15 protein-coding genes and 1 tRNA gene are annotated in these 13965 nt (G+C 66.0%); 8 read left to right on the forward strand and 8 right to left on the reverse strand.

The genetic code is table 11. The annotated features are described in order from the left end of the window. Positions 1 to 70: 70 nt before the first annotated feature. A complete protein-coding gene (locus tag AC5FRZ_RS00290) occupies positions 71 to 1318 on the reverse strand; it encodes a Gfo/Idh/MocA family protein (RefSeq protein ID WP_493563569.1) in 1248 nt (415 codons plus the stop codon). Between the two features lie 66 nt (positions 1319 to 1384). Next, entirely contained in the window at positions 1385 to 2533 is a 1149-nt protein-coding gene (locus AC5FRZ_RS00295) for a Gfo/Idh/MocA family protein (RefSeq protein WP_170092833.1), read from the reverse strand. Between the two features lie 203 nt (positions 2534 to 2736). On the opposite strand from AC5FRZ_RS00295, the gene engB reads away from it, so the two are divergent. Continuing rightward, complete coding sequence (gene engB / locus AC5FRZ_RS00300; protein ID WP_208628907.1) at positions 2737 to 3354, forward strand: GTP-binding protein EngB; 618 nt, start codon at positions 2737 to 2739, stop codon at positions 3352 to 3354. Between the two features lie 43 nt (positions 3355 to 3397). Here engB and AC5FRZ_RS00305 read toward each other — a convergent pair whose 3' ends face one another. The 6 genes from AC5FRZ_RS00305 to AC5FRZ_RS00330 form a co-directional block, all read right to left on the reverse strand. After that, a complete protein-coding gene (locus AC5FRZ_RS00305) occupies positions 3398 to 5407 on the reverse strand; it encodes an ATP-binding protein (RefSeq protein WP_493563570.1) in 2010 nt (669 codons plus the stop codon). A gap of 446 nt (positions 5408 to 5853) precedes the next feature. Further along, on the reverse strand, positions 5854 to 6147 hold the full coding sequence (gene yciH / locus AC5FRZ_RS00310; RefSeq protein ID WP_015761607.1) for a stress response translation initiation inhibitor YciH: 294 nt from the start codon (positions 6145 to 6147) through the stop codon (positions 5854 to 5856). A gap of 43 nt (positions 6148 to 6190) precedes the next feature. Next, positions 6191 to 8407, reverse strand: a complete 2217-nt coding sequence (locus AC5FRZ_RS00315) for a transglutaminase TgpA family protein (protein WP_493563571.1) — start codon at positions 8405 to 8407, stop codon at positions 6191 to 6193. Further along, complete coding sequence (locus tag AC5FRZ_RS00320) at positions 8404 to 9381, reverse strand: DUF58 domain-containing protein (RefSeq protein ID WP_208628904.1); 978 nt, start codon at positions 9379 to 9381, stop codon at positions 8404 to 8406. The genes AC5FRZ_RS00315 and AC5FRZ_RS00320 overlap by 4 nt, the downstream gene beginning before the upstream one ends. Further along, positions 9378 to 10340 carry an AAA family ATPase gene (locus AC5FRZ_RS00325; RefSeq protein WP_170092838.1) on the reverse strand — a complete coding sequence of 321 codons (963 nt, stop codon included), beginning with the start codon at positions 10338 to 10340 and terminating at the stop codon, positions 9378 to 9380. The genes AC5FRZ_RS00320 and AC5FRZ_RS00325 overlap by 4 nt, the downstream gene beginning before the upstream one ends. 204 nt (positions 10341 to 10544) lie before the next feature. Continuing rightward, positions 10545 to 10799, reverse strand: a complete 255-nt coding sequence (locus AC5FRZ_RS00330) for a DUF7573 domain-containing protein (RefSeq protein ID WP_493563572.1) — start codon at positions 10797 to 10799, stop codon at positions 10545 to 10547. Positions 10800 to 10901: 102 nt separating this feature from the next. Between AC5FRZ_RS00330 and AC5FRZ_RS00335 the strand changes: the two genes are divergently transcribed. The 7 genes from AC5FRZ_RS00335 (at position 10902) to AC5FRZ_RS00365 (ending at position 13926) form a co-directional block, all read left to right on the forward strand. Further along, a complete protein-coding gene (locus AC5FRZ_RS00335; RefSeq protein WP_170092840.1) occupies positions 10902 to 11258 on the forward strand; it encodes a hypothetical protein in 357 nt (118 codons plus the stop codon). Between the two features lie 211 nt (positions 11259 to 11469). Beyond that, positions 11470 to 11958, forward strand: coding sequence for a GNAT family N-acetyltransferase (locus AC5FRZ_RS00340; RefSeq protein WP_493563573.1), 489 nt, complete (start codon positions 11470 to 11472; stop codon positions 11956 to 11958). 56 nt (positions 11959 to 12014) lie between these two features. Beyond that, positions 12015 to 12088: transfer RNA gene (locus tag AC5FRZ_RS00345), tRNA-Phe, on the forward strand. A gap of 414 nt (positions 12089 to 12502) precedes the next feature. Continuing rightward, complete coding sequence (locus AC5FRZ_RS00350; protein WP_493563574.1) at positions 12503 to 12988, forward strand: hypothetical protein; 486 nt, start codon at positions 12503 to 12505, stop codon at positions 12986 to 12988. A 148-nt stretch (positions 12989 to 13136) separates the two neighbouring features. Beyond that, positions 13137 to 13343 carry a hypothetical protein gene (locus AC5FRZ_RS00355; protein WP_493563575.1) on the forward strand — a complete coding sequence of 69 codons (207 nt, stop codon included), beginning with the start codon at positions 13137 to 13139 and terminating at the stop codon, positions 13341 to 13343. A gap of 195 nt (positions 13344 to 13538) precedes the next feature. Next, entirely contained in the window at positions 13539 to 13688 is a 150-nt protein-coding gene (locus AC5FRZ_RS00360; protein WP_493565066.1) for an HD domain-containing protein, read from the forward strand. Beyond that, on the forward strand, positions 13651 to 13926 hold the full coding sequence (locus AC5FRZ_RS00365) for a hypothetical protein (protein WP_493565095.1): 276 nt from the start codon (positions 13651 to 13653) through the stop codon (positions 13924 to 13926). The genes AC5FRZ_RS00360 and AC5FRZ_RS00365 overlap by 38 nt, the downstream gene beginning before the upstream one ends. Positions 13927 to 13965 lie beyond the last annotated feature (39 nt).

The following is a 13965-nucleotide window of genomic DNA, read 5'->3' on the forward strand; positions in this document are numbered from 1 at the left end:
CTAGTGCACGTACTAGTTTAATTAATTCGTGCTGAGACGTGGCGTCGGCTTCGGCAGCCGGCCCGTCACCTCACCGCTCGACGCCGGCCGGGCCGGCCGCGAACTCGCCGCGGGCCGGTTCGGGGACGTAGTCGGCGAGGTCGGCGTCGTCGAAGTCGACGCGTTCGCCCCGCTCGGCCGCGAGGTAGGAGGCCGCGACGAGTTTCGCCACGTCCAGTCCGTCCCGAAGGTCCTCCCGTGCGTTCTCGCCGGCCCGGAACGCCGAGACGACGTGCTCGTTCTGGTCCAAGTAGCCGTAGGTCGCGCCCTCCTGGGGGAGGACCGGCATCTGCCCGCGGTCGGCGGCCTGCTTCTCGACGACGTAGCCCGCTCCCTCCGCGGCCCGGTCCGAGAAGAACACGTCGGTGCCCGATTCCAGCGTGTTGATGGTCCCCGAGTACTCCGGGCCGAGCAGTTCGATCGTGATGCGCAGTCCCGAGCCGACGAAACACCAGGAGTTGGTCGCCTCGCCGACGACGAGGTCGCCCTCGGGGGTCTCGTAGAAGACGCTCGCGGAGGCGTAGTCCTCGCCGGGCGACTCGTGGTAGTCCACGTCGTACTCTTCGGCCAACTCGGCGGCGTAGTCGTCCCGTCCCCACTTCAGCGTCGAGATGTCGCAGGTCACCGCGATCGGTTCCAGATCGTCTTCGCCGGGCCGACTGAGGAGGTGTCTGTTGACCTTGTGGGAGTGACACATCATGTCCGAGAGGACGCCGCCGCCCTGCCGTTCGGGGTCCCAGAACCACGAGGAGTGAGGGCCGGGGTGTTCTTCGGCCGAGCGTGCGAGGTACGGTCGCCCGGCACCCTCGGCGGAGTCCCAGAGTAGCTCCTTCATCCGGTCGACGCCGGGCATGTACACCTGGTTTTCGAGGTAGGCGTGGTTCAGGTCGGTCCCCTCGACCAGGTCGACGATGCGCTGGGCCTCGCCGACGGTGCGGGCGAGCGGTTTCTCCATGGCGATGCCCGCGAGGTCGGCCCCGCCCTGCTGGACCTCCTCGACGATCGCTTCGACCGTCTCGACGCGGGTGTGGTTGGGCGAGGTCACCCAGACCGCGTCCACGTCCTCGTGGGCCACCAGTTCGCGCACGTCGCCGGTCGCGATCGGGTCCCCACTGCCGGCCTCGCGACAGGCGTCCGCGACCGCCTCGGCCTTGCTGACCGTGGGATTCATGACCCCCGTCACGTCCGCGTCGCGAATGCGTTCGAAGGTCGCCGCGTGGAACTCCCGCGTGATGAAACCGGCACCCACGAAGCCGACGCCGAGTCTGTTCGTTGCCATGGCACACGGTACGACGGGGCACGGTAAATAGATTCGTTCGATAGTCCAAACAACGGTGGCCGTACCCTACAGGTCGACGGATCGTGACACCGACGCCTCGGCGATCTCTTCGGCGGTGACCTCGCGGCCCCGTTCGGCCGAGAGGTAGATCCCCTCCATCACGAGCATGGAGTTGAGCGCGATCTCGTCGGTCCGGATCTGGTCGACCTCGCCGCGGACGGCCGCGACGAAGTGGTCGTACTGGTTCGGTCGCTCGTCGACCTCGTAGCCGCTCTCGCCCCGGATCAGTCCGTGGCGGGCCTCGAAGCCGTCCACGTCGATCTCGACGGTGGTCTCGTAGTCGTTCATCGTCGTCAGGAGTTCGACCGGATCGAAGGCGATCCCGCCCTTGCTGCCGACGACGACGCCGCGCTCGTCGGGCTGGTAGGAGTGCCAGGCGGCCCGCACTTCAAGGCGAGAGCCGTCGGCGAGTCGAGCAGCGCCGGTGCCGGCGTCCTCTACGTCGTGGCCGGACTCTTCGAGACGCTCTCGATAGAGATCGGCGTTGTCGCCGGTCAGCTCCTCGCTGAGGCTGTCCTCAGTGTAGTCGAACGTCTGGCCGTTGACGCGCTCGACGGCGGGATTGCCAAGCAGGTAGAGGTTGCGACCGATCTCGTAGGTGCCGATGTCGAAGACCGGCCCGCCGCCGGCCGACTCCTTCGAGACGAACGCGGGCGTGCCGTAGCCGTCGACGTAGGGGCGGCCGCGCCGCCGGGAGTACACCGACCGAGCGAAGGACACGTCGCCGAGATCGCCCGACTCGACGAAGGTCCGTGCCGCCTGTGTCTCCGGCGTCAGCAACTCGACGTTCTGGACCGCCAGGAGCTTGTCGGCCGCCTCGGCCGCGTCGACGATGTTCTTGGCGTCGGAGTAGCTGCCGGCCAGGGGCTTCTCACAGAAGACGTGCTTGTCGGCCTCGAAGGCGGCGACCGCCATCGGCTCGTGGAGGTTGTTGTGGACACAGACGTTGACTACGTCGATCTCCGGATCGTCGAGCATCGCCTCGAAGTCCTCGTAGACGTCCGGAATCCCGAACTCGTCGGCCAGCTCTCCCGCGGCCGCCGTGTCGATGTCCGCGATCGCCTTGACGGTCGCGCCCTCGACGCCGCGATACTTCTGGATGTGTTCTTCGCCTCGATTCCCCGCGCCGATGATGCCGATGGTAACTGTCTCCATGATGGTGTTCGTGTCCGGACTCGACCGCCACTCGTCGCGACGGCGGCCCGGCGATCAACTGCGAGTATCGAGAGTATCATCGAAGATACTGTTAAATCCACCGATGAGAACAACAGCAGGTGTTAATCCGATCGCTGGCCGGGACGAGTAGCCCGGTCGTTCGCGACCGGCGAGGATTTCAGGCTCCGCCGTCTACCGCGGGTATGTTCGAACAGCGACCGAACCGGGACAGCGAGATCGTCCTGGTGGGCCGGTCCAACGTCGGCAAGTCGACGCTGATGCGCGAGATCACGGGCCACAGCGTCGACACCGGCCAGAAGCCCGGCGTCACCCGTAAGCCCAACCACTTCGACTGGGCCGGGCCGGACTTCATGGTGACCGACCTCCCCGGCTTCGGGTTCATGAACGGCGTCCCCGAGGACGTCCGCGAGCAGATCAAGACCGACGTTGTCCGGTACGTCGAGGCCAACGCCGACAAGATCCTCGCCGGCATCCTCGTCCTCGACGGGAAGGCGGCCGTCGACATCATCGACCGCCACTCCGGCCCCGACGAGATCCCCCACGACGTAGAGCTGTTTCACTTCCTGCGAGACATCGACGTAGAGCCCGTCGTCGCCGTCAACAAGATGGACAAGGTCGACGACGAGGACGAGCGGCTGAACGACATCTGCGATCGTCTCGGCCTCTATCCACCGTGGCAACAGTGGCAGGAGACGATCGCCCCGATCAGTGCCAAGCGGGGCTCCGTCGACGCGCTCGACGAGGCCGTCCGCCACCACCTCCACGAGGCCGGGCGAGACGATCTGTTCCAGTTCTTCTAGACCCGCGCTCCGCGCCGGGTGGTTTCCCGCACCACTGGCGCGGTCACTCCGGGTCGAGACGCGTGACGGTGAGGTGTTCGACGGTCGACCGGGCCAGTTCCTCGGGCTGGACGCTACAGACCGTGGTGCCGACCCAGACGGGGTCGGTCAGCTCGATACGGCGCTGGTCGAGTGGCCGCCACGACCGACCGTCCGTCGAGCAGTAGATCGTCAGCGTGTCGTCGATCCGGTCCACGCGGTACCACGGGGCATCGAGCGACGACTCTTCGAGATGGCGGGTCGTGCCGCTGGCACCCTGGCTCGTCCGCCAGTCGATTTTCGTCCCGTGGCCCTCGGTGAGGCCGACGTGTCCGTACGACGCCTCGTCGTCGAGTCCGTCTCTGATCATCAGCCCGGCGGTGCTCCACTCGTTGGCACCGTCGAGGTCGGTGAACTGCCCCTCGATCCGCACCGGTCCCTCGACGCGGGCACAGCGGTAGTGAAACTCGTTCCACTCGCCGTAGATGTTCTTACCGGAGCCAGTGACGTGCCAGCGGCCCTCCTCTGCCGTCGACTCGCCCGCGACGAGCACGTCGCCGACGTCGACCCCCTCGGTGAGCGCGATCGTCTCGTCGGCGGTCGGCGCGACCGACGGATCGGGGACCACCAGCGTGTTGCGGAGTTCGATGCGGGCTCCGCCGGCCCAACTCTCCGTGAGAGAGAGCTCCCAGTTGCGCTGTTCGGCGATGTTCGTGACGATGCTCAGCCCCGTCCCGGTGCCGGTTCTGGTCGTCGTGTACCCGTCTTCGAAGACGCGCTCGCGCTCGGTCTCGGGAATTCCCGGACCGTCGTCGGCGACGTACAGCCCACCCGACGGCAGCGGTCCGACGCGGACGGTCACGCCCGAGCAGCCGTGATCGACCGCGTTCTTGAGCAGGTTTTCGAGGACCGGCCGGATGCTCGATCGGGGCGCGTTGACGACGGCGTCCGGCCCGAACTCGACCTCCAGCGACGCGGCGTCGAAGCCGACCAGTTCCCACACGTCCTCGACGAGGGCGGGCAGGGACACCGGGCTCGACTGTCCGACGCCGACCCCCTCCGGCGAGAGCGACGAGTTCTCCAGGACCGTCTGCGTGAGGTCGTCGAGGATCTCGTCGATGCGCGTGATCGCCTCGCTGGCCTGTTCGAGCGTCGTCACGTCGCCGGTCTCGCGGGCCAGGGCGATCCGGCCGCTGGCGATCTGGATGGGGCTCTTCATGTCGTGTCGGATCGACCGGACGAACTCCTCCATCCGTTGGTCCTGGCACTTCAGGCGCTCCCGACGCTCGACGATCTCCGTCACGTCGCGAGTCCAGCCGACGAGTCCGACGACCTCGCCGTCGTGTTCCCAGGGCAGTTTCGTCGTCCACGACCAGTGGGTGCCGTCGGGGGTCGTGTAACTCGCCTCCTTGTCGTAGAGTGGCTCACCCTCCTCGATGACCCGAAGGTCGTCCTCGTAGGACTCGACGGCGTTGTCCGACTCCCCGTACATATCCACGTCGGTCTGGCCGATAAACGCCTCCGAGCTGAAATCGCCCGGACTCGTCGACTTGCGGAGGTGGCGAGCCTCGCGGTCCTTGACGTACACCGCACCCTCGACGCCGTCGAGGAGCGTCCTGAACATGCTACTCTCGGCGGCCTGGTCGCGGCGGCGTTCGTACCGATCGACGGCGGCGGCGAGGCGATCGGGCAGGTCGTCTTCGTCGAGGACGATCTCGCTCGCGCCGGCCTGCGTGGCGCGTGCCGCCGTCCGACCGGCCGAGTCGTCGAGCGACAGGAGGATGGGGCGGTGCTCGTCGACTGCGTGAATCCGTTCGCATGCCTCGACGACCGACGCGTCGGTCGGGGCTGCCGTCACCAGCACGCAACCCACGTCGCGGCGGTCCGACAGCGTCGTGAGTGCGGCCTCGACGCTGTCGACGACGACGACCTCGCCGATCGAGCCCGCCGCCGAGGCAGACCGAGTCGGGGCCACCGCCCGCTCGCGTCCGCCGACCACGAGAACCGTGGTCGGGTCACTCAGTAAGTCGTCCATCGGTCACCTGTTCCGAGTGATAGCACCAGCCGACGCGTCTTAATTCCCAGCTTTTCTTTCGATAATCGGACGTAGTATGAATTGTTCTCGCTCTGAAATTGGACAGAAACGCGGTGCAGCGTCCGTCGAGGACGGCCCGGAACGCCGACCCCGAGTCCGTGACGGCGACACGACGCCACTGAGACTGGCAGTGCTATCGTAGCCATTGAAAATCAATGCACACCCGATCGCACGACGGCAGTGCGATCGGTGTGTCAATCGTTTCAATTGTTACTATAGACGGGCAAAAGACGAGGGCGACCGAGACGGTCGCCACGAACGCACCCGCTGCGCTCGCCGTGCGGGCCCGGCGACAAGTCGTCCGGTGTCGGACGGCAGTCGTAGCGACGGTCCGGAGAGGTCTATGCCGTGGCGACACCCCCCATCAGCAACGACTGCCGGCCGTATCAGGCGACGTTGAATCCCTTATCGCGCAGGAAGTCCTCGACGCGGCCCGTGTGGTTACCCTGGAGTTCGATCTGACCGTCCTCGACGGTCCCGCCGCAGGCGAACTTGGACTTGAGATCCGACGACAGGCTGTCCATGTCCACGTCCGATGGATCGAACCCTTCGATGATCGTTACCTCCTTACCGTAACGGCGCTCGTCGATGCGGATGTTGATCTCCTGAGACTCCTTGGCCACGTCTTCGCAGACGCAGAGTTCCTCAGGGAGCCCGCACGTCGAGCAGACTTCCGACATTACACTGCGGGCTACGAAATCAACGTATTAAATACTGTCGGGGTTATTTCGCCGTGCCACGCGAGCGAACGATCTCGTCGACGAGCGAGACGGCCCGATCGGCCGCCGCCTCGTCGACCGTGCCGGCGTAGCGAGCCCGTTCTCTGATCGACGCCACTTCGCGTACGCGCTCGTCGGCGTCGACGGCGTCGAGGTACGCTCGGACGGTCTCGTCGGGACGGCGCGGCCGGTCGTGTGCGCGGCCCAGATAGTACACAAGCCGCTGAAAGGCCCGCTCGGTGTCTCGCTCGGGGGTCGACCGGGGCTGGTAGTAGAGCCACACGCTCCGGTAGACGCGCCGGCCCAGGTCGCTCCGGCGCACACCGATCACGGTCCCGACGATCGCGAGCAGTCCCAGTGCCGCCTCCCGACGGGACGGCAGCGAACTGGCCGGACCAGGGCGATCCGTCGTCGCATCGGCAATCTCGGTGCGGGACTCGCCGACCCGCGTCGCGGTCGAGATGCTGTCTTCCGGGTTGACGCCGGGACGGGTCTGTGGACCGAGCGGCGTTCCCCCGGCGTCGGTAGCGCTGTCGACCGGTGTGAGCGGCTGGGGAGTCGCCGTCGGCGTCGGCGACCACTCCGGGCCGCCGCTCTCGTTGGTGTCGACGGACGGGCGATCTCGTTGCCGGGCCGACTCGACGTTCCGGTCGCGGGCACTCTCGCGGTCGCTGGCGGGCGTCGGGTCGAACCGGACCCAGCCGTACTCTTCGAAGTAGACCTCGACCCAGGCGTGGGCGTTCTGTCCGCGCACGACCCAGCGGTCCTCGGCGACCCGTTCGCCGGACGTGTAGCCGACGGCCATCCGTGCCGGGATGTCCTGTGTCCGCAACATCGTCGCCATCGTCGTCGCGTAGTAGGTACAGTAGCCGGCCGACATCTCGAAGAGGAACGCGTCGGCGACGTTGCCGTCGGGACGGCGCACGTCAAGCGAGTACTCGCGGTTGTTCTCCAGCCAGTTCTCGATCGTCAGGGCCGTCTCGTAGGGCGTGCGGGCCTCGCGTGTGAGCCGGTCGGTCCGCTCGCCGACGCGGTCTGGCGTGCTCGCCGGCAGTTGCGTGTACGTCTCCTCGATCTGCTGGGGGTACGCACGCGTGGTGTCGTTGAGCTGGGCCGGCGTGGCCGCGGGGACGGCGCTGGTGACGCGATAACTGTCGCCCTCTCGAATGGGTGCGCCGGTCGCGAGGCCGCCGTCACCGCCGACGCGTGTGGCGGGGTTGCCACGGCTCTGGATCGGTTTCCAGGCCGCCGGCATCACCCCGGCGTCCGTTTCGGCCCGAAAGCGCTGCTCGACGATCCGGGTCGGGCCGGGCGGCTCGTCCAGTCGGCCGCCGCCGTACGCGCGGCTGTTGGTCTGACTGACCCACCCGTCGCCGGTGTACCGGTCGAAGCTCCCGATCCGCCAGTAGCGAGGCTCGCTGCTGGTGACCGTAAAACGGACCTCGGGCGAGAGGCTGATCGAGCCCTGGACCGAGAGCTGGTCGCCGCTCTGGAGGAGACTCGCCTCGACGGTGTCCGAGCCGGTGCCGTCGACGTTCAGCGACAGTCCTGCAGTGGCGGGGACGACCGACACCAGCGACGGGACGACGACCATCAGCGCGGCCGTCACGAGGATCGTCTCGGCGTCGACGATCGGTTCGCCGCGGCGGTCGAAGTCGCCAAAGCCAAGCGCCGCCACCGCGGCGACGACGCCCGACAGCGTCGTCAGCAGGTCGGCGTCGCCGGTCAGGACCAGGAATCCCAGCGTCCCGCCGGCCGCGGCGACGGCCAGGGCATACCGGCGTCGCATCGCGAAGTACCACGTCAGGAAGGTGGGTGCAGGCGTGACACCGAGCACCCACGCCCGGATGTTGGAGATCCGCAGGAGCGTGTTGCCAGTCAGCAAAGAGAGCGTATCGGTCAGCAACTCCCCGATCCGCGGCGAGCCGCTCAGTTGCTGGACGTACCACCAGAGCCCGACCAGCAGGAGGACGCCGCCGAGCGCGACGGCGCTGCGCGGGGTCAGGAGACGGGCCAGCACCGTCGCGGCGACCAGCGAGGCGGCGACGACCGCCAGAAACCGCGCGGGGAGCCCGACCACGTCGATGAAGAAGTACAGCACTTGCAGCGTCGAGCCGAGCATCGCCGCGACCGCGACCAGCGCCGCGATGCGTGTCCGTCCGGGGACGCCGACGCCACCGACGGCGGGCCAGTCGATCCCCAGCCGATCTGCCGTACTCACGAGACACCCTCCGCGACCAGCGGATTGTCGCGCGTGGTCGTCAGTTCCGCCAGTTCGTGGACGGCGTCGCCGAGCGAGACGCTCACGCCCGTGGCGTCGGCACGGATGCGTACGTCGGCACGGTTCCAGGCGGTCTCGTCGACGTCGCCGCTGCTCGTCCGCGCGAGGAGTTCGAGCGCCCGCTGGCGGTGGCGCTGGCCGTGGCCCGCCTCGATCGAGCCGGCCGGGACCGTCATCGCGGTGGTCAGCCCCGCCCGGAGCGCGCCGACGAGGACCGTCGCCGCGCCAGCGGCCATCTCGTCGGCGTGGCCCTCGGTCGACTGGGCGGCGATCGAGAGCCCCTCGTCGCCGACGGGATCGGAGAACTCCGTCACCAGCAGGTCGTCGTGCTTGGCACTGGACTTCCAGTGGACGTCTCGCAGCGAGTCGCCGGGCACGTACTCGCGGAGTCGGTCGAACTCGCTGCGCTGGCCGCTGTCCAGTCCCAGCGTCCGCTCGAAGGTCGCGCCACCCAGTGAGTAGACCGGCGGATAGACGACGACCTCCGTGCGCTCGGTGACCTCGTGGCGCTGTTCGACCAGTCCGAGCACGTCCCGGACGGCGACGGTCGTCCGGGTGAGTTCGTAGACGCCGCGCGCGTCGTACGCGAGGTCGTAGCTGACCGTCGCCGGCAGCGTCCGCTCGAACTCGGCCGCCGCCGACAGGCCGTCGGCGAGTTCCTCGGAGATCGTCGCGACGCCGCGTCCCTCGACCGTCAGCGAGACGGTCCGGGACTCGCCGGGAAAGCCACGGCGGGGCTGGCTGCGCTCGACCGTCGGTGCCCCCGCACGCTTCACCTGGAGCGCGCCGACCGCGAGGGCAATCGACAGCGGCGCGGCGACGGCGTTCAGCGACCGCGGGCCGGACAGCCACGCCATCGTCACTGCCAGCCCCACGACGGCGAGCGTCGCGACGCCGCGGCGTGTCGGTCTCATTCTTCGATCGGGACAGTGTCGAGGGCCGTCCGGACCAGCCCCGCGCCGGTCTGTTCGGCGGTGTCGGTTCGGATGCGGTGGGGCAACACGACGCGTGCTTCCGCGCGCACGTCGTCGGGGACGACGTAGTCTCGGCCGTCCAGCACCGCGCGGGCCTGTGCCGCCCGCAAGAGCGCGATGCTCCCGCGGGGGCTCACGCCAAGCTGGCCGTGTTCGCGGGTGTAGCGTGCCAGTCGCGTCGCGTACTCGCGCAGCGGTGCCTCGATCGTCACGTCCGAGACCGTCCGCTGGGCCCGGCGAAACTCCGCGACGCTGGCGACCGGCGAGAGGCGCTCGATGGGGTGGTCGCTGACGACGCGAGCGAGCATGGCCGCCTCGTCGTCGGCGCTGGGGTAGCCGAGGTGGAGCTTCTTCATGAAGCGGTCCAGCTCCGCCATCGGGAGCGCGTAGGTCCGGTTCTGCTCGACGGTGTTCTGGGTCGCGATGACGGTGAACGGATCGGGCACGTCCCGCGTGTCCCCGTCGACCGTGACCTGCTCTTCTTCCATCGCTTCCAGCAGCGCCGACTGGGTCTTGGGCGGCGCGCGGTTGATCTCGTCACCCAGGACGACGTTCGCGAAGATCGGCCCCTCCTGGAACGTGAACGTCTCGGTCTGCTGGTTGTACACGTTCACACCGGTTACGTCCGACGGCAACAGATCCGGCGTGAACTGGACGCGCTTGAACGTGCCGTCGAAGGAGGCTGCGACGGCCTTCGCCAGCATCGTCTTGCCGACGCCGGGAACGTCCTCCAGGAGGATGTGGCCCCGCCCCAGCATCGCGGTCAGGATGTGTTCGATCTCCTCGTGGTGGCCGACGATGACCCGCTCGACGTTCTCGATGACCTGAGTCGCGACTCGGTTCGCCTCGCCGAGGGCAGACTCGGAGTGGGACCCTCGTGGTGTGTCGGTATCTGTCATTGTTGTCAGTGTCCACCGCAGGCACGCTGTCACGGGACCACGCCCCCGGCAGTGGCCCCGTCGGCGGACGGCCTGGCACTGCCGCCGCCGGGCGCGATGCCAGTCGTGACCCCTCCTTAGGGATCAGCGCTTGTAATACTGCTGCCTGTTAGCTCGACACATACACGACCGCAGACAGACGACACGGTCCGCGGGACCGTCGATCTACCACTCCTTGCAGTCGGGACAGACCAGTCCGTCCTCGCCCTGCCAGCGGTACGAAACCGAGGTCCCACACCGGCGGCAGGGCTCGCCGTCGGGCGACCAGGCTGCCGTCGTCACCGCCGGTTCGATGCTGTCCGGCGATACCCGACCGCCCTCCGCGTCGGCCTGCTCGTCCCCACTCGTCGACGACTCGTCTCGGGGCTCGTCGTCCGTGGCGTCGCCGACGAAGTCCGTCAGCGAGGCGTCGTCACTCATACCAGCCCGTTGGGACGGGCGAACATTGGACCTGTCGGTGGGGACCGAACCGCGCCCGGAGCCGCCGACAGCGATTTCGGCCCCGGCGACCTCCGACGAGACGTGACCGCGACGGTACGCCGAGACGCACTGCTGGCCGCCCTCGCGTCGGCCGGACTGCTCGCGCTGTTGGTCGCCGAGCGAGCAGTCGACACGCTCACCACCCCGACAGCGATCGCCAGCGGCGTCGCGGTGGCGCTCCTGGTCGAAGTTGCGTTCCTGCGATCGTCGGCTGTCGCGCGCCTGTGGACGCGCCCCGTGGTCCAGCTGGGCTCGACGGCCGGACTCCTCGCCGTGGGACTGGCTGGCTACGCGCTCGCCGGACCACTCGTCGTGGCGGCGCTGTCCTGGGGACTGGTCACCTACTTCGCCCTGCTCTGTGTGCTCCTGGCGAGCAATCGCCGCCCGGCGACCGAGTGACGAACGACGGCGGCCGAAAGAGCTTTGTCGTGGTACCCGGTACCACGGGTGATGATCGACGGCTCCACGTGCCCGAACTGCGACGGCCACGTCTCCACGACCAACGGCACCGACTACGAGTGTGACGACTGCGGGAGCAAGTTCGACACCGCCGACCTCTTTCTGCCCTGATCCCCGACAGTTTTGCCGACGCCCGACCAAGCGGTGAGCGATGGTCACGGTTCGCCCCGCCGAACACGGCGACGTCCCGGCGATACAGCGCGTCGCCCGAGAAACCTGGCACGCCGCCTACGATTCCGTCCTCGGCCCCGAAGCCGTCGACGCGACGGTCGAGGAGTGGTACGCCGATTCGGTCGTCGCCGACGGCGTCGCGAACGACGCGACCACCTACCTCGTCGCGGTCGACGACGGCGTCGTCGGGTACGCCTTCGGTGGCCAGATCGAAGCCGACCTCGCCAGCCTGTCCGCGATCTACGTCCAGCCCGACCGCTGGGGCGCGGGCATCGGACACCGACTGTTCGTCGCCCTCACCGACCGGCTCCGAGAGCGCGGCCGCGAACGGCTCCAGATCCGCGTGCTCGCGGCCAACGACCGAGCACGAACGTTCTACGAGCGCCACGGCGCGACCCTCGTCGACCGCCAGCAGATCACGCTCGCCGACGTTCCCGTCGACGAAGTGACCTACGAACGACCGCTGTGAGTCGCCGCCCGCTTTCGAAATCCTTTTTGATACCCTCGGCCTCGTCACGAATGCGCGCCGCCTTAGCTCAGACTGGGAGAGCACTCGACTGAAGATCGGGCTGTCCCCGGTTCAAATCCGGGAGGCGGCATTTTCCTGCGACCGAAGGGAGCAGTGAAAATACTCCCGAGCGGATTTGAACTAGACCGAGGTTCTGCGAGCGGAGCGAGCAGGTTCTCGGGCGTAGTTCACAATCCGGGCGGCGGCATACCCTTCTCGGTATGGTGTCGGTTTCGGCAGCGGTCGTCGACGCCGAGTCGAGACTGAAAGCCAACACGCTGGCGCTGGCCGGCGGCTTGCGTCGACGAGATCGACAGGGGCCGGCGCTCCTCTTCCGGTTCGACCCTCGGTGTCCGATCAACCGAATCTGGCAGACGACGCCGAAGTCGTCGATAGCCCGGCGTCGACGGGCTGCCGGTCGGCATACTCGGAGCGAGGAACCGAGCGCGGAGGAAAGCGACGGGCCGAGCCCGCGGTCGATCGGTGATGCGCCTCTCCGTCGCCTATGGGGGCGGTACGTCGTCCGACTATCGAGGGCGACGAAGTCGCGGAGCGGCTCAAGCAGTTCTTCGTTGAGTTCCGAGCGAGTGCTGGTGAGCAAGACGACGACTCACCGATCCCGCTGACGTTCAGGAAGGTCGAAGCGATCCAGCGGCTGGCGGAATCAAGTGCTCGGGTTCGGCTTTCGGATACTGTGGAGATTGACGACGTGGAGCGTGCGATCAGGCTCGTGACGAAATCGATGAAGCAAGTCGGATATGATCCTGAAGGGGGAGAGTTTAACGCCGATATTATTGAGAGTGGCCAATCGAAGAGCCAGCGTGAACGAAGAGAGAAGATTTTGCAGTTGGTTGGAGAGATGAGGGGGACAACGACCAGTGAGCTATCAGAAGTAATAGACTGCCACAATACTTCGCTTGAACACGACATCAAGCGACTGAAAGAGGAAGGTAGGGTATATTTAATGAATGGAGAGCTCAGGAGAGCGTGACGATAGATAGATCATAGCTAAACGGGACACATCAAAATGGGTTAGGGAGACATCTAGTATAGAATCCTTTGCGTAAAAGAGTGTGGTCTAGAACAGCTATCTGCCTGAGTCAACTAATTATAATAAGAGGGGGCCGTGTAGTTCTGGTATGAGCGTTGAGTCTGTCCGGCCCTCGGAAGAACTAAAGAAAAAGGTCAAAGACGCCTTAGATGAAAGAGGTCCCCTTGACCATAGTGAGATCGTCAGTATGATCTCAAGCTCGAAGATTCCCAAAGTCCAGAGAGCAATTAATGAACTCTGGCGTGAGGGAAGGGTTTCTCACACGCTTGATCGGCGTTTTGAACTGAAAGAATAATTCTATAATGGGGAAGTAAGCCTTCGCGAGAAGCGTAGGAGTGATAGCAAGGCCGACGATCAACGGACTCGATTCGAACGGGATCGAGATCGCCTGCTCTATACTCGGGCTTTTCGAAGGCTTGCTGGAGTGACGCAGGTGGCCCGAGCAAATGAGTCCTACACATATCATGATAGGCTGAGTCACTCACTCAAAGTGGCTCAGATTGGGAGACGCTTGGCCGAATATTTCAACAAGGATAGTGGCCCAGATATACCCTCTGATGTGTCGATAAATCCAGATGTTGTGGAAACAGCGGCCTTAGCTCATGATATTGGTCATCCCCCTTTTGGCCATGCAAGCTGAGCAGGAGCTTAATAGAAAGATATCAGATGAAAAAGGGGTCGAACAAGGATTTGAAGGAAATGCCCAATCATTCCGGGTAGTTACCCGTCTGGCAATAAACGACCCAAATGAATCAGGGCTTGATCTGACTTTTGCATCCCTGAATGCAATCCTGAAGTACCCCTGGCAACGAGGAGAAGATCTGAATCAATGGAAAGTTGACGAATCGAAAAATGGGGAGTCTATGAATCAGACTTAGATGCGTTTTATGACGCGAGGAAGCTATCCTCTGTCGAAA

The organism is Halomicrobium sp. HArcht1-1 (assembly GCF_058933285.1).

Bases quoted from the DNA above. Each gene is read 5' to 3' on its own strand.
- AC5FRZ_RS00340 (WP_493563573.1), top strand. From the start codon at position 11,470: ATGGTCACGGTTCGCCCCGCCGAACACGGCGACGTCCCGGCGATACAG.
- AC5FRZ_RS00355 (WP_493563575.1), top strand. From the start codon at position 13,137: ATGAGCGTTGAGTCTGTCCGGCCCTCGGAAGAACTAAAGAAAAAGGTC.
- AC5FRZ_RS00365 (WP_493565095.1), top strand. From the start codon at position 13,651: ATGATATTGGTCATCCCCCTTTTGGCCATGCAAGCTGAGCAGGAGCTT.
- AC5FRZ_RS00295 (WP_170092833.1), bottom strand. From the start codon at position 2,533: ATGGAGACAGTTACCATCGGCATCATCGGCGCGGGGAATCGAGGCGAA.
- AC5FRZ_RS00350 (WP_493563574.1), top strand. From the start codon at position 12,503: ATGGGGGCGGTACGTCGTCCGACTATCGAGGGCGACGAAGTCGCGGAG.
- yciH (WP_015761607.1), bottom strand. From the start codon at position 6,147: ATGTCGGAAGTCTGCTCGACGTGCGGGCTCCCTGAGGAACTCTGCGTC.
- AC5FRZ_RS00305 (WP_493563570.1), bottom strand. From the start codon at position 5,407: ATGGACGACTTACTGAGTGACCCGACCACGGTTCTCGTGGTCGGCGGA.
- AC5FRZ_RS00330 (WP_493563572.1), bottom strand. From the start codon at position 10,799: ATGAGTGACGACGCCTCGCTGACGGACTTCGTCGGCGACGCCACGGAC.
- engB (WP_208628907.1), top strand. From the start codon at position 2,737: ATGTTCGAACAGCGACCGAACCGGGACAGCGAGATCGTCCTGGTGGGC.
- AC5FRZ_RS00290 (WP_493563569.1), bottom strand. From the start codon at position 1,318: ATGGCAACGAACAGACTCGGCGTCGGCTTCGTGGGTGCCGGTTTCATC.
- AC5FRZ_RS00320 (WP_208628904.1), bottom strand. From the start codon at position 9,381: ATGAGACCGACACGCCGCGGCGTCGCGACGCTCGCCGTCGTGGGGCTG.
- AC5FRZ_RS00325 (WP_170092838.1), bottom strand. From the start codon at position 10,340: ATGACAGATACCGACACACCACGAGGGTCCCACTCCGAGTCTGCCCTC.